This window comes from Arthrobacter sp. GW822-FHT05G07, from assembly GCF_058799755.1.
Window position 1 is genome coordinate 291440 of record NZ_JBXALT010000002.1, and the last position, 20646, is coordinate 312085.

The following is a 20646-nucleotide window of genomic DNA, read 5'->3' on the forward strand; positions in this document are numbered from 1 at the left end:
CGTACATCATACTTTCCGCAGCGGTGGTACTCCCCCCGGTCGCATGGATTGTGTCCACGTCGCTTAAGACCGCGTCTGGCACGTTGGAATTCCCGCCAAGGTGGATACCTGCCCCCTTCTCATCCGAGGGCTATGTTGGTCTTCTGACATCGACCAACATCCGCTTTTTCGCAAACTCTCTCATCTATGCCGGCGGCTCGATCGTTCTTGCTCTGGCCATTTGCATCCCCGCAGCGTATGTGGCAACGAGGTATCGCAGCCGCCGCATGGAAACTCTGATGACTGGAATTCTGGTCCTTTCCATGGTCCCGGCGATCGTGGTCTTTATCGCGCTGTACTCCATGTTTGTCAAAACCGCATTGATCAACACATACCCCATGATGATCATCGTCTACACGGCAATCATCTGCGGACAAACCATCCTGTTTCTGCGCAATTTCATCGAAAATATACCCGTCGAAATCGAGGAAGCGGCGGCGATTGATGGCTGCTCACGCATGCAGATCTTGTGGCGCATCATCCTCCCGCTCATCCGGCCTGGTATCGCCGCCGTAGCCATCTTCATCTTCGTATTCGTTTGGAACGACTTCCTCGTGGGCACCGTCCTCGCCACCACAGAAGACATGAAGACCGTGCAGAACGGCATAGTGCGATACATAACCACCGGCTTCGGTAGCTTCTGGGGACTCTTCGCCGCATTCATCGTCGTAGCCTTCATCCCGGTTCTCTCAATCTTCCTGGCATTCCAGCGCTGGTTCGTTGCCGGCATGACATCCGGCGGTGTCAAGGGATAACTGAAGCAACCGTTAGCCGCACTATCCGACAACGCAAAAAAGGCAGGCCCCGTGACCGCATCAGGCGGTCCAGGCACTGGTGGCTGACCGACATAAGTCGACACCTGATATTTCCTTCAGTCGGTGGTTGGCTCGGCCCGCCGGGGCAACTTGATTGCCGGCGAGGGGCTCATGGCCACCGAGTTCACTCCGGAGCGCAGAATCTCGGCCGGCGAGCCAAACGCGGTCTGGGACCTTTAGGCGTTCTGCGTGTTGAAACACTGGATGCAGTGTGGGCGGGCAGGATCCAGCCTGCCCGCCCGGCTGCCTTTGCAACCTATGCCGGACGCGCCCTGTACTTTGTCCGGGGGCAGTCCTCGGTACGCACTCGGACGCATGGGCTGACGGAGTGCGTCATTCAGAAGACGAGCGACTTATGAGTCGTTGCTCGAGCGCCAGTCTGGCGGCTGAATCAGCTCCACGCGATTTCCGTCTGGATCGAGGAGGTAAACCAGCCACCCGCCTGCGATGGGTCCGGAGGTCGGAGCAACGGGCTCTGATACCGCGCTGTAGCCGAGCGCTGTCATTCTGGTGTAAACCTGTCGCACATCAATATCCGTGAAGGCGAGGTGAGCGGTGCCCGGTTGCGCCTCTGATGGATTGACGGCTGGCAGTAGCGGCTCGGCATGGGCGAGTTCCAGCCGAAAGGATCCGTCACGGGTAGCGAGAAGCATGGCTCTGACGGTTACGTCAGGACGGCCGTAAAGTTCTCCGATATATGGTCCCGACGTCCAGGCATCCAAACGCGCCAGTCCGAGGCCATCCACATAGAATCGCTCGCTCCGCTCCATATCCGTGACGTGCAGGGCAGTGTGGTGATGTCGCATTAAGTGTCTCCTTCGAAGGTCAGGGACTCGTCTCTGATTGCTGAACTGCCTTTCAGGATGAAAGCGGCCCTAAAGCGTTGTTGGGTTCAGTGAGGCAAGGGCACAGTGGCACGAGCGGCCAATAACAAGCCCTCGTCGCACATTTCAACTTCCGATTCCCAGATGTGCTCCGCCGGCCACGTCGAGAGACACTCCCGTGATGTAGCGGTTGTCGGGATCGGAAAGGAACAGGATGGCCCGGGCTACTTCATCAGGTTCGGCGAACCGACGCATCGGCAGCTGCGCTGCCCTCTTCGCTCGGTTGGCTGCCGCGTCGGGGCCGGAGTCCCGGGCAAATTGCGCCCACATGGGCGTGTTCACGGGTCCTGGGGCGATCGCGTTCACGGAGATGCCGTTGGGTCCGAGAAGTTCAGCAAAGGACCACATGATGTGGAGGACTGCGAGCTTGCTCGCGTTGTAGGGCAGGTAGTTGAGGCGTGCTTCTTTGGCCGCAACTGAGGACAGGACCACGATGGCGCCGGCAGTGCCGGTCGCAAGCATGGATTTTGCTGTCTCCCGGACCATGGTGAAGGTCGCCGTTGCGTTGATCCTCAGGATGGAGTCGAACTCTTCAGTGGTTGTGTTCATGATGTCCGGCGTGGGGCCAAGCACTCCGGCCGCGTGAACGAGGACATCGACACGTCCGTACTCGGCTTCGATGTCCTGTATGACCGTTGCGCATTGTTGTTCCGAGGTGATGTCGAGGGGATAAAACGCCTGAAGGGCCTGGTCCTCTTTGGGGGAACGGTCGGCGCCGATGACCCTGGCCCCTGCGGCTATAAAAGCGCTGACTGCGGCGTCGCCGATTCCTCCGCTTGATCCGGTTACCAGAACCACCTGGTCTTTGAGGCTCATCGGTTATCTCCGTTCTGGGCGCAGTTTGCCTGCAGTTCTCCTGTGGTCGGAGCGTGGGGTGCTGTCTTCATGTTCGTTTCCTTACTCGAAATTGCCCGGTTCGGCCGGTCCTCGTTTGCTTGGATTTCGATGATGCTTAAGGGGTGAGCGCCTCCCGGGCGCCGGTGGCCGCCGCTGTCCGGACTGCATCGGCGATTTCCGTGGCGCGGAGCGCCTGGGCGAATGTAACGGCAGGCGTTTCACCCGCGCAGAACCTCAGGGCCGCTTGAGCCTGGCGGAGGAAGAGGTCGGAGGGTGCGAAGTTTTTCTCCTGCTGTCCGCCGTCACGGGTCCACACGTGGAGGGAATCGTTCGACCACAACATCCGGCCGCCAGTGGCCAGAACATCGATGGTGAGGCTCCAATCCCCTTGGTTGAGCCCTTGGGGTTCCTGCCAGGGAGACCAATAGCTCTGCAAGGTAAATACCGCTCCAGAGGGGAATTCGAGGGTGGAAACGACGTGTTCCGGCACCGGAGACCCGTACAGGCTGCTGCTGGCGTTGGTCGCCACGACTCTTGGGTCTCCCTCGAACCACGAAGAGACCAGCTCGATGGCATGGATGCCATTCACCACCGCAACGCCACCCTCTTTCGGATCAGCACGCCAGGAGTCGATGGTCTCCTTATATGCGACCGATCGAACGTTTACAGCGATCACGTCGTTGTCTCTGATCCACTGAGAGATAAGCGGGACGGCCGGATGCTGGTGGAGTGTGTAACCAACCATGAGTCGTTGGTTCACTCCCGAAGCGGCGGCCATTATGGCAGCACTCTCGGCATCTGCAGCTACCGGCTTTTCCGTCAGCACCCGAAATCCTCTGTTCAGCAGATCCGCACAGATATCCGGTTGTAGCGTGGTGGGCAACGCGACGACGACTAAGTCCAGCTGATCACAACGAAGCTCCTGGACGCTGGGCACCACCTGCGCACCCAGCTCGTGGGCCAACGAGACCGCCCTCTCGTCTTTCTCCACCAAGTGGGTGACATTCGCACCCACCTTGGTGAATGCTCGTGCATGACGGGATCCTGCCCACCCGGCCGCCCCCACCACGGCGACGCGCTGGAACTGTGCCGCCGTCGTCATGATGCGGGCCCCTCGAAGATCAGGTCGAAGTTGAAAGAGGTGCTCATGAAATCTCTCCTTTGAGTTAATTCAGAAAATCGACGAGATCAGTTGTGTATTTCGGGGGCACCACCCTTTGGTGTCCCAGAAGGCCTTTAAATACCTGGCATTTTCGGATCCGAAGGTCGGAAGTCTTCGGTGTCAACGCCGACTTCCGTTCTGCAGCTTGCTGCCGTTGGACCCTGGAAGGGCAGTAATTCTCCGGGAGCCAGCCCCGGTACCGCCGAGTGATCTTCGAGCATGCGTGGCTTGTTGACCATGATGGCCCCTGCCAGAAGCACCACGAGCCAGGCACCGAGCATGCCGAACGAGGCCAGCCAGCCATCCCCGGGGCTGTGCAGAAGCGCGAAGAGGAACGGGCCGACACTCGCCAGGGCGTAGCCGGTTCCTTGGGCAAACGCGGACAGACGTCCTGAGCCGGCCTGCGTTCGTGTTCGCTTATTGATCATGGTGAACGCAAAGGAATAGGACCCTTGGCCTAGTCCGGCAATGACCACCCAGACCGCCGCAGAAGCTGGTGGCGCGAAGATGATGCCTCCGTAACCTATGGCGAACGCGACCACAAACAGGACGGCCACAGGTAGCGGGCGGGACATTCTTACAACAACCATGGGCACCATCAGAGCGACCGGCAAAGCAAGGATCGAATACAGCGCCAGCATGGATCCAGCAGTTTCCTCGCTTAGTCCTCTGTCAACGAGGACAGCCGGGAGCCACGTAAGCGTCGTAAAAGTATTGCTGGAACAACCAGCAAAAACCAATGCAGTGCCCCATCCGATTGATGATCTCCAAGGATTGACCCTGTTCGCAGGAGGCGACTGCTGATCGTTGGCTGGTGTGCGGGCAACGATCCGTCTGGTCGATAGAAGAATCAGCCACGGGATCGCAGCAAGCGCACTGAGTACAGCCCAGATACCAATGGAGAACCGCCAGCCATAAAGAGTGCCTAGAGGAATTGCGAATTGGGCGGCCACCGCCGTGCTGACACCCAGGAGCGTGACGTGGAGCGCCGCGAGACCCCCGATTCTGTCGGGAAAAAACTTCATCAAGAGAGGCGGCGCCACGACGTTGACCAGACCAATCCCGAGCATGGCGATACACGTGAACACCAAAAATGCCAACACGTCCCATCCCCCTGCGCGGCCGAGCTGACCCAACGTTGTCAGCAGAATGGCAACCAGTAGGAGGTGCTCAAGCTGGATACGCCGCAGCAGCGGCAGCGCAAGGAAGCCCATCACCGCGAAGCTGGCGGTCGGCAGCATCCCTAGGGTCCCTGTGGTCACGGCGTCAAGGGGGAGGTCTGCGCCTATGTGGCCAAGAAGCGGCGACACCGCCGAAACCGCCTCTCTTGCGCTGAAGGCAACCAGCAGGATGCCCGCAAGCGCGGTGAGACGCCCGCGCAACGGCCGTCTCCCGGCTCCCTTGACTCGCAATTCACGCTGAGGCAGGCGACGTGGAGCCATGGTGGCACCTCCCTATATCCGACAGGCTGGCTCAAGACACCAGTTTCAAGGAACCCGTATCAGACACCCGTGCAATTTCGGCAGATGGGGCTGGTAGTTCAGCGTGCGTTAACTGCGTGGCTCGCCCACTCGCGCCCGGTTTGCTCCTCTGTGGGCAGGCCAGCCGCGGCGAGGATCTGGTCCAGCAGGCGCTGGGTGCGAACGGCTTCGCGACCTGAAGTAAGTGGCTGGGCCCGGTCGCCGACCCGATCCAGGAAATGGTGAACGGCGGCCGAGAATCCCAGCGTGTCTGTCGCCGTAGCCCAGCCGTACGCTTCTGCACTCAGTTCCCGTGAAGTGGTGACGCCGTTGATGGTGGTGGAAACTGTCTCGGGCGCCCTGACTTCGACGGTCTTCCCGTCACCGTACGCGTCCAGCTTCTCGTTCCATGCTCCCGCTGTTCGGGCTGCCATCAGGACGCCGGTGTTGCCGGTGCTGAAGCGGATGGTCGCTGCGATTCCGTCTTCTTCCCAAGGATCTTCACCAGCAGCGTGGGCGGCCACGTGCTCAGGTTCGCCTCCGCAGTACCAGCGCAGGAGATCGACCATGTGGATGGCGTTCTCGAACGTTGCACGGTATTCGGATCCAGGGCGGTTCTTCTGGGCAACGCAGAAGGTGGCGCCTTTGTCGCCAAAAGCCTCCCGGCCGGCCGTGTAGACGGGTGCATAGCGCCGGTTGAAGTCAACCATGAGTATCCGTCCCCGCTCGTCGGCGAGGTCTGCCAGATGCTCTGCCTCATCTGTCGCTGGGGCTAGCGGTTTCTCGCAGAACACGTCCACGTCGCGGTTGAGGCAAAGCTCGACGGCGTGGGCGTGCTCGGAGCGCGGGGTCAGCACGAACACTGCATCCAGTTCCTGCGCGGCCAGCATCTCCTCCACTGTCTTGTAGGCGGCGTGGAAGCCCCAGCGCCGGACCAGGCTGCTGGGATCTTCGCGCCGGGAAACCAAGGCGGCCAACTCGACGTCGTCCCGTTGGACGAGGGTGGGCAGTTGCGCAATCGTGGCGATGTTGCCGGCGCCGATAACTCCGACACGGAGGCGATTGGTGTTCATCAGGCGTTCCTTACTTGGGCCAAATCAGTGAGCATTGCGCGCAGGACTGCGGCGGATTCCCGGAATCCATCCTCTGGGGTGGGGAGATCTTGCGGGTGCCAGCGGTATTCGAGTTCGATGCTCAGTACATCGTCGTAGCCGTGCTTCAGCAGTGCGGCGAGAATCGGGGACCACGGTACAACGCCGCTTCCGACCACACGTGACCGGACTGCACGCTCTGAGGCGTTGACTCTGGCCGTCTCCGAGGCTCGGAAGGTCGCCGTCGGGTCGGTGAAGACAAGGTCTTTGACGTGGACGTGGCCGATCAGGTCACCTTGGACGGCGAAGGCTTCTTCGTAGCTTTCGTCGTGCGTGAAAGTCAGGTTGGCCTGGTCGTAGAGCACGCGGACGGACGGCTGGGCAATTTCCCGGACGAGTGCCGCGGTGTCTGCTGCGGTCTGGGTCATCGTGCCGAAGTGGTTCTCCACGCAAAGGCGGACGCCAGCTTGATGGGCTTCGGGTGCGAGGGTCTCCAAGGCTTTGCGCAACTGCCCCCACCGCGCAGCGTGGTCGGTATCTCCGGGGTGCCAGGAGCCGGCATAGACACGGACCCTGTCAGCCCCGAGCAGTTGTGCGGTATCAATGGCCCCGCGGAATTCGTCGACCGCTTTGCGCCATTCGGCATCGTCCAGTGAGTTGATGGCTGTGGTGTACGGCGTTAGTCCCACGATTGGTATGCCTTCGCCTTCGGACGCTTTGAGTGCCTCCATCGCGGAGTGCCGCTCCCCCAGGGGCAAACCGGACTTGTAGTCGTCCTGGTAGATGATTTCTGCCGCATCGAGCCCTGCGGCCCGGAAGAGACTCAGTGCTTGGGGAACCGTGTGGTTCGGGGTGCCTAGTGTGTGACCCGCTAGCCGCATTGTTCTATGTCCTTTCTGAAGTGTGTGGAGCTGCTGCCCAGTCCGTGGGACCGACCAGTCGGGGAGGGGCCGGGACGCGGGATCGATCCACGATTTCCATCAGCAGGCCCCAGGGGGTTATGAAATAGGTCCAGCGGTTGCCGGCTACGCGCGGGCTATCGCCGGCAACTTCCTTGCGCTCACCGAGCACACGTACTCCAGGCGTTTCCTGCAGCACGGCGATGGCTTCATCGACGTCATCCACAACGAAGCACAGGTGGTGCCCTCCGGCGTCGCAATGCCTCGGTGGCGTCTCCCGCCGCTCAGCACTGCTCCACTCGAAAAGCTCGATATTGAGATTCGGTGGCAGCCGCAACATGGCGAGCGTGAGCTTGGCATCTGGCGGGACTTCAAAGTTCGTGGGCATGAACTCTTCGTCCGGCCCGCGTTCGGAGCGGTATAACTCTTCAGCTCCAAGAACGTCGACGAAGAAGCGAATGCCTTCTTCAAGGTTGGGAACCGTCAAACCGACGTGGTCCGTGTGCTGGAGCCCCGGCAGACGCCGAAGCCTCTGCTCCTGCGCCCCGCTCATTTGCGGGGCTCCGAGGTGGAGCCTCGGACCAGGAGTTCGGGTTCGAGGACGATATGGTCCACGGAACCGTCAACATTTTGCTTTTCAGCCAGTTCGATGGCGATGTGTCCCATGTCAGCGATCGGCTGCCGCACAGTTGTCAGTGGTGGGTTGAAGCGGGCACCTAGAGCGAGCCCATCAAACCCGATGACCGACACGTCTTCCGGTACCCGAAGGCCACTTCGACCGAGCGCCGAAATCACGGCGAAAGCCACCATGTCGTTGGCCGCAATGATCGCTGTGGGTGGATTGTCCATTTCCAGGAAATGCTCTGCGCCGCGCGTGCCCGCGTCAAGGTCTGACCCGCTGTCGAGCACTACAGGTGTGCTTCCGCTTTGGGCGGTGAGCTCCAGATAGGCGTCCATCCGGTCCTGGGCCGTGTGTGTCCCGGCGATACCGGATACGTATCCGATTGAGGTATGCCCCAGGGAATGCAGATGATTTAACGCCAGCATGATTCCTTTGCGGCTGTCGACGGTAACCGTTGGAACGGAGTCGTCGCCTTCCACGCGGTCAATCACCACCACCTTGTGCCCGAAGGCGAAACGCTTCAGCGCCTCGGTATCGACCTTTGTGGAGGGTGCCACAATCCCGAACGGGGCATACATCGCCTGCATGGCCGTGAAGTATCCATCGGATTTGGCAGGGTCGCCGTTGGTGACGCAGAGCATGAGCTGGTAGCCGCGCTCGTCAGCTGCTTGTGTCATCGTCTTGGCAAGTTCTGCAAAGAACGGATTCGTAATGTCAGGGACGATCAGAGGGATGATGGTGCTGGTCTTTCGACGGAGCGCCTGTGCCAGCGGACTCATGGTGTAGCCAAGTCCCTCGGCGACCCGGAGGATATGCTCGCGCGTTTCACTCTTCACCGCCTCAGGGCGCGAGAACGCCCTGGAGACCGTTGACCGGTGGACACCGGCAGCTTTTGCAACGACGTCGATACTCAAGTCAGGCATGTTCGATTCCTCCGTGCTGGTCGTCATACGCCTGCCAAATGGGGCGCATGACATCTTCGAGCTGGGCCAGCGTTGTCAGGCCCTGGAATCCATCTTCCAGCGTCCGGGCGACACTTCGGACAAACGGATCGTAGAGTGGGTCGCTATCGACATTGATCTTGTCGACTTCCGTGGTGCCGTCCGTTGACGTGAAAGTAGCTGTGCCGTCGGAATCAACGGCGGCGAATCCCGCTTCGCCGACCGAGGTGAAGCTGCAGTACCGCTTCAGCGGCGAGCCAGGGAATGCGTAGCCGACTTCCACGATGGTTTCGCGGCCCTCGGGCGTAGTGAGGATTAGGCTCGCGTGATCCTCAATATCTTGGCCGTGAAGAACTGTTGAGAGCCGGGACTGCACCTGCAGCTCTGATTCGCCGGTGCCCCTTAGAAACAGGTCAACAAAATGTGGGGCCAGGTTGGCCAGGCAGCCTCCCCCAGCCCTGGAAGGATCGAGCATCCAGGGATTGGCATTGTGGAGGTACCGGGATGGCGGACCAGCAATGAACGAGGACCGTTGATAACTTGGCCGGCCTGCCTTGGCGAGCCATTGGTCCGTCGGGCCGCCACGCTGAACCAAGGGCACAGTGGCCGGCACACCAGCTGCTTCGGCAGCTTGTCGCACGGCAGAAAGCTCGCTAAGGGAAGTGCCCAACGGCTTTTCGACCACGAAGGGAATTCTCCGCTCGATCAGGGCCATGCACTTCTCTGCCATCCCCTCGTGGGGACCAAACACATAGGCGAGTCCCACATCGGGCAAATCCACCAGCTTTCGCCAGTCAGCTTCAGCCGGCGCTCCCCAGTGGGCGGCCAGTTTCTGCACCTGCACCCGGGAAACATCATCGTCGCCTACTGCGATCATGTCGTGCTCTTCGGCCATAGCCTGTGCGCAGAGTGGAACATGCCAGTGGGAAGCACCAAGAATAATTGTTCGTACTTTAGTCAACCGCAATACCCCCTTGTATGAGATCGGTTGCTGAGATCGGTTGCAATAACACTATGGATGGTGGGAGAGTTTGTCAACGAAACATCGATTGAGCCGGGGTTGGCTGGAGCAAAGGAGCCACCCGGCCAGAGAGAGGCCATCATGAATAAGAAACTTCGTACCCTGCAGACCATCGACGAGTCCGGGGCCGTCCTAATCGTGCGACTAGAGAGCGCCGAGGTTGCCGAGAAGGTCGCTGAGGCTGCCATCGAAGGGGGCTTCCGGGCATTGGAGATCACTCTGTCGATTCCCGGGGCCGTTGAGGTGATCCGGCGCCTGGCCGCAAAGCATGGACCAAGCGGTGTGGCGGTTGGTGCGGGAACGGTTCTTGACGAGCACTCCGCGTACGAGTGCATCCGCGCTGGCGCCGAGTTCCTCGTCAGCCCCCAGTTGAACCCTGCGATGATCCGGACCGCGAACCGCTATCAGGTGCCAACCATCAGCGGAGCCTTCACTCCCACGGAATTCGTTGAGTCCGCCGAGGCAGGCGCTGACATCCTCAAGCTCTTCCCCACCGAGGCCGGCGGGGTGGCCTATGCGAAAGCAGTGCTGGCACCTCTGGCGCACCTGCCGATCATGCCCGCAGGTGGCGTCACACTGGAAAATGTTGGCGAGTGGTTCGCCGCAGGCGTGGCGGGCGTCGGCGTGGGCAGTTACGTTACCAAGGCATGGCAGCCTGACGGGGACTTCACCCGCGTCACCGAAGCAGCCCGAGCCTTTCTCGCAGCAGTAGCAGAGGCCCGCGGATAATGTCTCCCCAGGTCTTCATCGTCATTGGACCAGCCGGCTCAGGGAAAACAACCATCGCTCAACAAACGGCTGAGAAGCATCAAGCGGCTTACCTGGACAAGGACCGGGTGAGCGGCCGCTTCGTCGAATTCGCACTGACCGCCACGGGGCATGACCCGACCGACCGCGAGTCAAACGATTACTATCGTGCCAATCTGCTGCCCCTTGAGTACGAGACCCTCATGGATGTGGCAGGAGTAAACCTGCGCCTCGGCCGCTCCGTAGTTCTCGATGCCCCCTTCGGGGCCTATTTTGACGATCCGGACTACCTAACCCGTACGGTAAATGACTTCCACTGGCCCTCTCCCGAGATCACCGTGATACGAGTCCGGGTGCCCCAAGACGTCCTGCGTTCGCGACTCATCCGGCGTGCTTTGGAGCGTGACAACTGGAAACTCGCACACTGGGATGACTACTGGGCCACCTACGGCCGCCTGGAATGCAGCTGGTCCGGCGTGCAGTTTCAGGACTTCGACAACGAGGCACCGCTTTCCCTCGATTGATGCAGCCTCGCTACGGGCCATGAGTGGCGTTGGCATAGGACGAAGCGTCTCTATTACACATTGACAAAGATCACATTCCATCCGTATCGTTGAATGCAACCGATCTCAGCAACCGATCTCATTCGGAAGTCCGGAGGATTGTGAAAGCTTTCTTCGCTTAGGAGCAAGCAGCGCCGCCCGCCCCGCACCGGCCGCCTCCCCTGGCATTTCGGCATCCGGTCGGACGCATTCACAGGCGGCACCGTCCCGCACACCAGGTGCCCAGATCCAGCACTATAACCACAGCGCTAAACGTGAAACCATGGAGAGTTCAATGAAGACCTCAAAAGAAGCAGTCGGCAGTCCCGACACTTCGGGGCGTCCCGAAACGTCCAAACATCCGCGCCGCACCCTGAACCTGGTAGCAGGCACCATCGGCCACTTCGTTGAGTGGTACGACTGGTACATCTATGGGCTGCTCGCAGCGGTATTCTCGTCGCAGATATTCCCCAGCGACTCCCCGTTCGCCTCCCTGATCGCCGCACTCCTGACATATGCCGTTGGGTTTGTTGTACGGCCTCTTAGCGGCATTATCATCTCGCCATTGGCTGATCGTTTTGGACGGCGGCTCATCCTGACTCTATCCGTCTCCGGGATGGCGCTCGGCTCACTCATCATCGGCCTCACACCATCATTTGCGAGCATCGGCTATGCGGCACCCGTCCTCTTCCTGATTGCCCGCGTCATCCAGGGCATTTCGGCCGGCAGCGAGGGCCAAAGTGCTATCGCGTTCATGGTCGAACACGCTCCAGCGAACAGGCGAGGCCTGTTCGGTTCCTTCACCAACATGGCAAGTGGCCTCGCGACCCTGGCAGCCACCGGTGCAGCAGCAATGGTGACGTCATCGTTCTCCACCGCCGATCTCGCCGCATGGGGATGGCGCATCCCCTTCGTTGTGGGCGGCTTCCTCGGCATCGTCGGCCTGATCCTGAGGGCCCGGGCTGAAGAAACCCCCGAATTCGAAGCAGAAGCCCTTGTCGACCAGAAGTCCGCTGCGGCGCGCCTGATGGACCTGCTTCGCGAGCACCCGAAGGCCCTGCTTCAGGCAGCTGCACTCTCCGCACCAGCCGTGGCCTATTACACCTGGGCCACCTTCCTTCCCACGTACGCTAAACTCACCAGCGGCCGGGACCTCTCGTCCACACTCGCCGGAAGCGTTATCGGGCTGGCCTTGCTGGTGGTTATCGTGCCGACATGCGGCGCACTCTCTGATCGTCTCGGCCGGCGCAAAATCTTCCCCATCATCGGCGCCATCGGCATGATCGTTCTCTTCTACCCCTTGCTCCTGCTCCTCAACCAGCCGGGCTTCTGGGTATACGTCCTGGTCTCGGCCTCCGGGTGGGTAGTTCTCGGCATCTGGCAGTCGGTCTATCCGACCATCCAGGCCGAATTGTTCCCGGCTTCCGTCCGGGTATCAGGCATCGGTTTCGCGCATCAGATCGTGATTGCCGTCTTTGGTGGAACCGCACCTCTGATCGCTGCCGCATTTGTCGGAGCCGGGCAGCCGATGCTCGTCGCTGTCTACATGATCGTCGTCGTCGCATTGTGCCTCGTCGTGTACTTCACGCTGCCGGAGACCGGCAACCGCGGTGACCGTTCCACTGTGGCACTCGCAGACCCTGAGGTACTCGAAGGCGAAAAGTTGGTTTCGGGCACGACGTCGATGGTCGACGTCTCCCGGCACTCCAAATAGACGGTCGGCTCGGAGCTGCGGCAGCTCGGCCGCAGCTCAAAATTTATAGAGCGTTATGAAGGGAAGCTTCTTTCTCCATGGCGCGGAATTGAGAGGACTTCTCCTACGTGAACAGCATGATTATCAATACGTTTTCATATCTTTGGTCAGCGACGGCGATCGATGCCATAGCCGAGCTTGTCGACAACGGCTACAAAACGTTCGAGGTTCCAGTCAGTTCTCCGCATTGCTGGCCGGATGAGTTAGCAACCTCCGAACGCACGGCCATCCAGGACAGGCTCAGCCACTACGGCGCGAAAATACGGTCCTTGAACGCTGGCGGATATGACATCAACCTGGCCAGCCCCGGGGCCAGCATGCGCCGCAAAAGTATTGATCACATCAAATCGGTAATTGACTTGGCGGCCGCTTGGGACGTAACCGAGGTTGTGATCTCCCCCGGCACCCGCCGTCCTATGATCTCGCCCTCGCTCGAAAGCGTCCACGGATGGATGTATGAAAGCCTGGAAATTCTCATCCCGGTGGCCAAGCAGGCTGGCACACGATTGCTCTTCGAAAACACCCCGTACTGCTTCACTCCCACAATTCAGGACTTGGCAGGTGTCGTCAGCACGATCAACGACGATTCTGTCAAGATCGTCTACGACGTCGCCAACGCCGCTTTCATCGGAGAAGATCCCGTGTCTAGTCTGCGGGAACATCACCAGGCCATCGGACTGGTGCACATTTCCGACACCGGCGTGGACACTTGGGGTCACGACCCCATCGGCACGGGAGTCATCAACTGGCCTGGGCTGGGCGACGCCGTCAAGGACACGTGCGGCGTCGGGAATGTCGTTCTGGAGATCATCCGTGAAGACAATCCGGTCCACGAATTTGCGAAAGCAATGCAGGACCTCAAGAACCACGGATGGGAACTGGAGAGTTAACTCCTCATGCCGAAAACCGGGCTCCACCAAGAGTTTATTCAAGCATGGAAGAAACCAGCATTGTTGAGATCTAATTTTCAATGCGAAACAACCTGAAAGAGGAGTTTGTCTAATGAGGGCTTTAGTCAGTGGCGGAAGCAGCGGAATCGGCGCAGCAGCATCCCTGAGACTCGCGGAGGCAGCCCTTGCGCGCGGGGAGCAGCCAATGATTGCAGTCTGCGGACACGAATCAAACAGCAGCCAAGAGCAGGTCGTTCGTTCAATCCAGGCTATGGGAGGCACCGCCATCGCACTGGCAGGTGATCTCGGCGACCCCCACGTGCCAAGCCAGCTGGTCAAAGCTGCAGTTGCAGAATTCGGTGGCCTGGACGCGTTGGTAGCCAACGCCGGAATCGCCAACCCCGGACCCATATGCGACGTCTCCCTTGAAGACTGGGACGCAATGTTCTCCGTCAACCTGCGCGGCTCGTGGCTTCTCGCCAAAGCAAGCTACCAACACCTGAAGGACAGCCACGGCGCCGCCTGCTTCACATCCTCCATGTCCGGTCAACAACCACACGCGGGATCCGGCGCCTACAGCCCAAGCAAGGCCGCGCTGACAATGTTGGCCCAGACACTCGCATTGGAATGGGCACCCGACGGCATCCGCGTCAACGTAGTCTCCCCCGGCATGACCCACACTCGGATGACCGAAAAAATGTATGAAGATCCCAAAATCAAGAAGGCACGGGAGGAAATTATCCCGCTCGCAAGAATAGGAGATCCGATGGACATCGCCAACGTGATCGAATTTCTCGTAAGCCCACTATCCGGCTATGTCACCGGTCAAGATATCTGCGTCGATGGCGGCTTCTCCAAGTCCATTCTTAGCCATATCCCCGGACGACCCAGCTCGAAATAACAGATCTGAAGGCCCGTCATGGGCCGCAGGGGCTACCTGCGGCCCATGACCTTCAGACGGCGGAATCGCCTCCAGAACAAAGATGGCACGCAATGAGGAGCCAAAAACTTATCCCGCCAGGCTGGTGATTGACACGGGCTCGCGGGAAACCGGCGTTCGCGAGGTGGCCGGCGGCGGAGCTTCTTTGACGGCAGTTCGAACTTCAGTTAGCAATACACGAGGAGGCACCTTGTATTTGGCAAAAAGCATATTGGATGGCACGGAGTGGACCGCAACAGAATTTGCAGGGCTTCTTCCGGAAAAGCAGAGAGCAACCCGCCAGGAATTGGCATGCCTTTCTTGTGACGGACGGGCCGTGTTCCGAGCGGGACAGCAGCGTCAGCCGTCGTTCGCAGCCAGACACCGGCAGGACTGCCGATTGCTTTCGAGGCCGTGGAGCGCCTTTAGATTCCTTGCAGAAGCAGGACGAGGTACTTAGCGTGCCGTACGCATGGTTCCGCAGATTGATCACCACACTTCGCAAGCCGTTTCGAGCACTGACGGCTTGTCGTGGACACCGTATCGAGTTTGAGCCTGGACTCGACCAACCCCTATTCGCCCAGATCAATTCGGCTTCGTTGCTCGGAGGCGCCAGCAGCTGAGGGGCTGCCAAGCGGGTTGTCCCGGACTTCGGTCCCTACCGTCAGCGCGCCCGCCCTCCACAGGGGCTGCACTCGCTGTTTGACATTGTCCTTGCGGCTAGTTGCTGACCTACATAGGTGCTCATCACATGTGTGCATATTGGCTTTAGACGACCCCTCTATGGTGATAAGCCAAGCCATGAGTGTCCGGAGTTGACGGAAATCTGGCGGTTAGCGGGGTCTGTGAGGCTTCGGGTCCGGGCGACGACGTCTAGTGCGCGGTTGAGTTGCCGGTCTCCGTACCGGTTGAGCTGGCGCCTAGTCGTGTTTGCCAACCCCGCGGACGTCCAGGACTCTCGAGGCCATGAGCTCGGCATGCTTCGCCAGGGCGCGCTGGTCGCCCTCCAGCTCCGCGCCGAGGGTGATGACGGCATCCGATTAGCCCGGGGTCTGGTAGCAGGGCACGGCATCTCCCTACGTCTTGCGTCTAAAGAAGCGGACCCCTCTGTGGCACTGAGCACGGCCCGACCGCGAGGAGTGGCGCCCCTCAGCGTTTCGTCTGAGAGGCGCCACCGGCGAAGCATCCCGGAAATCAGGCTTCCAGCGTCACCGTCGTGGCACCGGTCACGCGCGCAGCCTGGAGTTCCAGCAGTTCGGCTCGCAGTGAGGTGTCCAGAGCCGCCTCCAGAACCGTGAGTGCCAGGACGGTGGCGCCGTCGAGGATGGCTTCGTCCGCCTCCGGTGAGATGGCGGCGGCGGTGAAGTCCGGGTGGTGCGGGACCGCTGTGCTGTTGCGGACCACCACCATGCCGTGCACGGACGGGACTACCTGGGAGACGTTGCCCATGTCGGAGGAGCCGCCGCCGAAGATGGGCGTGGTGTCCACGGGCCTTCCGACGGCTTCCATGTTGGCGTCCCATGCTTTGCCCAGCCCCGCGTGGGTATTGATGGGAGCGTAGGGGTGTTCGGTCTGCCGGTGCGTCCATGTGCAGCCTGTGGCGATGGCCGCACCTTCGAAGCACGCGAGGACCCGCCGCTTGAGGTCCCGCCACACATCGACGTCTCCTGCGCGGACTTCCACCTGAACGGTGGCGTCGCCGGCGATGACGTTCGTGGCGCCGCCGCCGTGCGAGATAAAGGCATTGGTGTTTGCGTTCTCCGGCAGGTGCTGCCGCAGGACGGCCATGTTCATCAGGGCCAGACTCGCCGCCGCGCCAGCGTTGATGGCCTTGTCCGGGGCGCCGGCTGCGTGGGCTTCGCTGCCTTTGAACTGCACTTCGAAGCGCTCGACGGCGGCCATACTGAAAGCCGAGGCGCTCCGCTCAGCGCCCGTCATGCCATGCACCATGAGAGAGAACGCTGCGTCCTCCCACGCTCCTGCCTGGAGCAGCGAAACTTTTCCGCCGCCGTGTTCCTCCGCGGGCGTGCCGAGGAGTTTGATCCGCAGTCCAGCGGCGTCGGCCACGGGCTTAAGGGCCAGCGCAGCGCCGACGCCTGCTGCGGCGATCATGTTGTGCCCGCACGCATGGCCGACTTCGGGGAGGGCATCGTATTCGGCGCAGATGACCACGGTCAGTTCGCCCGTGCCGTAGACGGCCTCGACCGCCGTCGGAACATCATAGGCGCGTTCGGTCACCTCGAAGCCGCCGTCGCGGAGGACAGCGGCCACGGCCGCTGCTGAGTCGTGTTCTTCCCACGAGATCTCTGCCAGTGCATGGACCTTGTGGCTAAGTTCAAGGATGGAAGGCCCGACGGCGGCAGCGGACTCGCGTACGGTGTCGCGCAAGGTGTCCCGGGAGGTGGTGTCGATGGAAACGGTCATTGTTGATCCTTCGTGTCGAGGTGAGTTAGTTGGCAGGTTCGAGGACGTCATCGACATTCGACGATGACGTGGTTGAGTCAACCGATGTGGTCCGGGCTTGGCGGATGAAGAGCACGGCCACGGCGAAGAGGACGCAGACTCCGGCGCAGATCCACCAGACGGCGTGGAAGGACAGCTCGGTGGCGGCCCGCGTTCCGGCCGCGGTTGGTGTGGTGAGTGCTGCCATCAGCAGCGCGAAAAGTGCACCGGCGACTCCTCCGGCGGCGGTGCGGGCTGTGTTGTATAGCCCCGAGGCGATACCCACTGAATCGACTGCTGCGCGCTGGACCACCAAAGTGGGCAGCGTACCGCTGACCAGTCCCGCACCGAGCCCGGCCATGACGAGCCACACCGCGAAGGTCACCAGAGTACCCGGCGCCAGAATCATCAGGACGTACGCAATTGCGCTGAGGCCCCCTCCAAGAGCCACACTCCGTGGGCCGCCGATCAGCCGGGATGCCCGGTCGCTGAATGAGGCACCCAGGAAGGCTGCAAGCGCCATGATGCTGAGCATTGTTCCAGCGGCAGAGGCTGCAGCGCCGAAGCCGAATCCCAGCGTGGCCGGATCGGAGCGCAGGTAGACGGAGATGGGTGCTTGCGCGCCGAACAGTTGCGCGCCGTAAAGGAAGGCGACGACAATCGGGAGACCAATGCCGCCACGAAGGAGCATGGTGAGGTCCACCAGGGGGTGTTCTGTCCTGCGGGCTGAAACCACCCAGCCGACCAAGAGGGCAATGCCGACCGCCATCGCGAGGGCCGTGGTCAGCGGCGGCCATGTTGAGAGATTTGAAGCGCCTCCCAGGAGAGCAGCCAAGCCACCGCCAAGCAGTGCAGCACCGAGATAATCCACCCGGCCTTTGCTCCGCAGCGGGCTTTCCTTGACGAAGAACGCGATGCCGGGGACGCACAGGGCCATGAAGATCGCTGGCATCAACAGAGTGATGGACAGGCTCTCAGTCGCGTCGAGGACAAATCCGGCCAGGAAACCGCCGATCGTTGCGCCGAGGGTCAACGCCGCCACGAGCCTGCCGATGCTTCGCCCAGAGCGTTCAGAGTCGCGTTGATGGACGATGGCGAATTCCAAGGGGAGGAAAACGGCCAGCGGGGCCTGGATAGCACGTCCCAGAAGGAACAGTTCGTAGTTTGGGGCGAAGGCAACCAAGACGGAAGCGGCGGCAACGATAGCCGTGGAAATCATGAGTATCCGTTTGTGCCCGTGGATGTCACCCAGCTTGGACAGCAAAGGGACCACCAACACTGTCGCCAACAAGTAGGCGGCGCTGATCCAATTCAGGGATGCTGCCGAGACTCCATGGTGTTCACCAATGGAAGAGAACAGAGGATTCAGCCAGCCCTGAAGTATGCCACTGCCAAGCTCCATGACCACCAGGAAACCGACGGCTCCTGCCGCCGTGGTGGATTTCTGCGCCGTTGTACGCATGTGCGCTCCGATGTGATGAGAAGTGAACGGGATCACAACATCATGGAAGTGCCGTGTTTCCAATTGATGAAATTGCAGCTTTCCATGGATATTCTGTTGTCTATGCCGGAAAACATGCTTGATCCCCTTGAGGAGCGTCTCATTCATGCTCTTCAGATCGAAGGTCGCGCGCCGTGGAGTGAACTGGCCCCCATGATCGGAGTCGACGCCGTAACCCTCGCCAGGCGCTGGGACTCCCTGAGGGAACGCGGGCTCGCATGGGTCACCGGTATCTTCCCCGACGGAGCATCGGCACTGGTGGACATCACGTGCAAACCCCAGCAAACGGGCGAAGTGGCCCGCCAACTGGCACAGATCCCGGAAGTGATGACCCTCGACCACACCTCCGGCGGACGGGATCTATTGGCCACGGTCCTCGCCGACTCCCCGCTCTCCATCTGGGACACAGTCACCAACCGCATCGGCGGCTTGGAAGGCGTCAGGAGTACCCAGACGCATCTCGTTACCGAAGTAGTCATGGAGGCCTCCGATTGGAGGCTCCGCGCCCTCACACCGCAGGAGGCAGCCAGGGTCCCCCGCCCTCGCCCACCACGGGCAAGGGCGCCGCGGACCGTGCACCCTGACGTCGAAGCAGCGCTCCGCCATTGCCTGGCCGAAGATGCGCGACGCCCCGTCAGTCGGATTGCCGCAGAACATGGACTAAGCGAACAGCGCGTCGCGGATGGGCTGGCCCGCATGCGGGCTGATGGCATGCTGCGGATACGCACGGACGTCGCACGGACGGTCACGGGTTGGCCTGTCTATGCCTGGTACTTCATGCGGACCGCCGCCAAGCACGTTCAGCAGATGAAAGGGCTCATGGCTAAGATTCCTGAAGCCCGAACGGCGCTGGCCGTCGCGAGCCAGTACAACATGGTGGTGGCCGTGTGGCTGAAGGAAATGTCCGATGTCATGCGCTTCGAGGCTGCCATGGAGGCTGCAGTGCCGAGCGCCCGCATCGTTGACCGCAGCGTGGTGTTCAGGATGAGCAAGCACCTGGGCCGGCTCATCGATGAACAAGGGGCCGCGACGCTGGGATTCGTACACCCGTCGTCGGAAAGTAGCTAGCGTATCGGTTCTGAGGTTAAGTGGTCCTAAACCCTGGGAGGTCCCGTGCTCGATATCCGACGCCTGCAAATACTCAAGACCCTTGAGGTTGAGGGAACCATGACGGCCGTGGCCGCCAAGCTCCATATGACAACATCGGCGGTCAGTCAGCAGTTGGCCGTGCTGGAACGGGAGGCCGGGCTGGCGCTCCTGGTCCGCGCCGGCCGGAAAGTGCGGCTGACGGAGGCTGGAGTCATGCTGGTGAAGCATTTTGGCCGGATAGCTACGGAAGTTGAGGCAGCCGAGGCGAACTTAAAAAAACTCCAAACAGATGTCCGCGGACACCTCGCCATCAGCGCCTTCCCCAGCTTTTGCAGCACGGTGCTCCCCGCCGCCGTCATGTCCCTTCAGGCCAACTACCCGAGACTCGACGTCACCGTGTCCGACCTAGAACCGTTCGAGAGTGTGGCCCAGTTGAGGGAAGGGAACATCGATGTCGCAGTGGTGGATGACCTGCACGACATCCAAGATGAGGGGCTCGTGAAGACTCTACTGGCCCGCGATGAAATCATCCTCTGCCTGCCTCAGGACCGGGAGGCACCGGACGCAGCGACGTTGGCCGACTACGCCGATGAACGCTGGATCCTTGACCAGGAAGGCAGCGTTTTTGAGCGGTTCGTTCTACAAACCTGCCGGGACGCTGGATTCGAGCCGAACGTCCTAGCGCACTGTCGGAACCTGATGGCCACCCTGGGGTTGGTCCGTGGTGGCCTCGGAGTCGCCTTGATGCGTGAACTGAACCTCGGCCGGGAAACGGAAGACCTGGTGGTGCGTCGAGTAGATCCAAGCTGCGGCCGCAACATCATTGTCTTGTACCGGGCGGCCAGCCGGGAATCGCCGGCAGTAGCCGCCGTCGTCGATGAACTGCGGAAAGCAACCGACGCCCGCCCGAAAGCTTGACGCGCGTTGGCGATCAGGCCAATTGTTAAGTTCTGCTTGACGTTCCGTTCAAAATTTTCCGATAGACGCTGATC

Annotated in this window: 19 protein-coding genes; 8 read left to right on the forward strand and 11 right to left on the reverse strand. The window is 60.9% G+C overall.

All coding sequences use genetic code 11. The features are described 5' to 3' along the window. Window positions 1-239: 239 nt before the first annotated feature. Window positions 240-794, forward strand: coding sequence for a carbohydrate ABC transporter permease (locus tag AC1RJY_RS04150; RefSeq protein WP_280115938.1), 555 nt, complete (start codon window positions 240-242; stop codon window positions 792-794). A 413-nt stretch (window positions 795-1207) separates the two neighbouring features. Here AC1RJY_RS04150 and AC1RJY_RS04155 read toward each other — a convergent pair whose 3' ends face one another. The 9 genes from AC1RJY_RS04155 to AC1RJY_RS04195 form a co-directional block, all read right to left on the reverse strand. After that, window positions 1208-1660 carry a VOC family protein gene (locus tag AC1RJY_RS04155; protein ID WP_051024967.1) on the reverse strand — a complete coding sequence of 151 codons (453 nt, stop codon included), beginning with the start codon at window positions 1658-1660 and terminating at the stop codon, window positions 1208-1210. Between the two features lie 144 nt (window positions 1661-1804). Next, window positions 1805-2554, reverse strand: coding sequence for an SDR family NAD(P)-dependent oxidoreductase (locus tag AC1RJY_RS04160; RefSeq protein WP_014921674.1), 750 nt, complete (start codon window positions 2552-2554; stop codon window positions 1805-1807). 136 nt (window positions 2555-2690) lie between these two features. Continuing rightward, window positions 2691-3677: a Gfo/Idh/MocA family protein gene (locus AC1RJY_RS04165; protein WP_498601468.1), complete on the reverse strand. Its 987-nt coding sequence runs from the start codon at window positions 3675-3677 to the stop codon at window positions 2691-2693. Between the two features lie 134 nt (window positions 3678-3811). After that, window positions 3812-5179 carry an MFS transporter gene (locus AC1RJY_RS04170; protein ID WP_498601470.1) on the reverse strand — a complete coding sequence of 456 codons (1368 nt, stop codon included), beginning with the start codon at window positions 5177-5179 and terminating at the stop codon, window positions 3812-3814. A gap of 98 nt (window positions 5180-5277) precedes the next feature. Next, a complete protein-coding gene (locus AC1RJY_RS04175) occupies window positions 5278-6270 on the reverse strand; it encodes a Gfo/Idh/MocA family protein (RefSeq protein WP_014921671.1) in 993 nt (330 codons plus the stop codon). Then, window positions 6270-7169, reverse strand: a complete 900-nt coding sequence (locus AC1RJY_RS04180; RefSeq protein WP_014921670.1) for a sugar phosphate isomerase/epimerase family protein — start codon at window positions 7167-7169, stop codon at window positions 6270-6272. The genes AC1RJY_RS04175 and AC1RJY_RS04180 overlap by 1 nt, the downstream gene beginning before the upstream one ends. A gap of 4 nt (window positions 7170-7173) precedes the next feature. Next, complete coding sequence (locus tag AC1RJY_RS04185) at window positions 7174-7740, reverse strand: VOC family protein (protein ID WP_014921669.1); 567 nt, start codon at window positions 7738-7740, stop codon at window positions 7174-7176. Continuing rightward, window positions 7737-8732 carry a LacI family DNA-binding transcriptional regulator gene (locus AC1RJY_RS04190; RefSeq protein WP_498601472.1) on the reverse strand — a complete coding sequence of 332 codons (996 nt, stop codon included), beginning with the start codon at window positions 8730-8732 and terminating at the stop codon, window positions 7737-7739. Before AC1RJY_RS04190 ends, AC1RJY_RS04185 begins: the two co-directional genes overlap by 4 nt. Further along, window positions 8725-9645, reverse strand: coding sequence for a Gfo/Idh/MocA family protein (locus AC1RJY_RS04195; protein WP_210063962.1), 921 nt, complete (start codon window positions 9643-9645; stop codon window positions 8725-8727). The genes AC1RJY_RS04190 and AC1RJY_RS04195 overlap by 8 nt, the downstream gene beginning before the upstream one ends. A gap of 207 nt (window positions 9646-9852) precedes the next feature. Between AC1RJY_RS04195 and AC1RJY_RS04200 the strand changes: the two genes are divergently transcribed. From AC1RJY_RS04200 to AC1RJY_RS04220, 5 genes are all read left to right on the forward strand, one after another. Next, a complete protein-coding gene (locus AC1RJY_RS04200; RefSeq protein ID WP_018778619.1) occupies window positions 9853-10500 on the forward strand; it encodes a bifunctional 4-hydroxy-2-oxoglutarate aldolase/2-dehydro-3-deoxy-phosphogluconate aldolase in 648 nt (215 codons plus the stop codon). Beyond that, a complete protein-coding gene (locus tag AC1RJY_RS04205) occupies window positions 10500-11042 on the forward strand; it encodes a P-loop nucleotide/nucleoside kinase family protein (protein WP_210063963.1) in 543 nt (180 codons plus the stop codon). The genes AC1RJY_RS04200 and AC1RJY_RS04205 overlap by 1 nt, the downstream gene beginning before the upstream one ends. Before the next feature lie 313 nt (window positions 11043-11355). Next, entirely contained in the window at window positions 11356-12774 is a 1419-nt protein-coding gene (locus tag AC1RJY_RS04210; protein ID WP_014921664.1) for an MFS transporter, read from the forward strand. A gap of 116 nt (window positions 12775-12890) precedes the next feature. Then, entirely contained in the window at window positions 12891-13703 is an 813-nt protein-coding gene (locus AC1RJY_RS04215) for a sugar phosphate isomerase/epimerase family protein (protein ID WP_498601683.1), read from the forward strand. A 112-nt stretch (window positions 13704-13815) separates the two neighbouring features. Continuing rightward, entirely contained in the window at window positions 13816-14604 is a 789-nt protein-coding gene (locus AC1RJY_RS04220) for an SDR family NAD(P)-dependent oxidoreductase (protein WP_498601475.1), read from the forward strand. 1212 nt (window positions 14605-15816) lie between these two features. Here the strand turns inward: AC1RJY_RS04220 and AC1RJY_RS04225 are convergent. Beyond that, window positions 15817-17046: a M20 family metallopeptidase gene (locus tag AC1RJY_RS04225; RefSeq protein ID WP_210063966.1), complete on the reverse strand. Its 1230-nt coding sequence runs from the start codon at window positions 17044-17046 to the stop codon at window positions 15817-15819. 25 nt (window positions 17047-17071) lie between these two features. Continuing rightward, the gene (locus tag AC1RJY_RS04230) at window positions 17072-18526 is read right to left on the reverse strand and encodes an MFS transporter (RefSeq protein ID WP_014921659.1); all 1455 of its coding nucleotides are present in this window, start codon (window positions 18524-18526) and stop codon (window positions 17072-17074) included. A 102-nt stretch (window positions 18527-18628) separates the two neighbouring features. Here AC1RJY_RS04230 and AC1RJY_RS04235 point away from each other — a divergent pair, with 102 nt between their 5' ends. After that, window positions 18629-19633 carry an Lrp/AsnC family transcriptional regulator gene (locus tag AC1RJY_RS04235; RefSeq protein ID WP_498601477.1) on the forward strand — a complete coding sequence of 335 codons (1005 nt, stop codon included), beginning with the start codon at window positions 18629-18631 and terminating at the stop codon, window positions 19631-19633. Between the two features lie 45 nt (window positions 19634-19678). After that, window positions 19679-20572: a LysR family transcriptional regulator gene (locus AC1RJY_RS04240; protein ID WP_498601479.1), complete on the forward strand. Its 894-nt coding sequence runs from the start codon at window positions 19679-19681 to the stop codon at window positions 20570-20572. The last annotated feature ends 74 nt before the right edge of the window (window positions 20573-20646 follow it).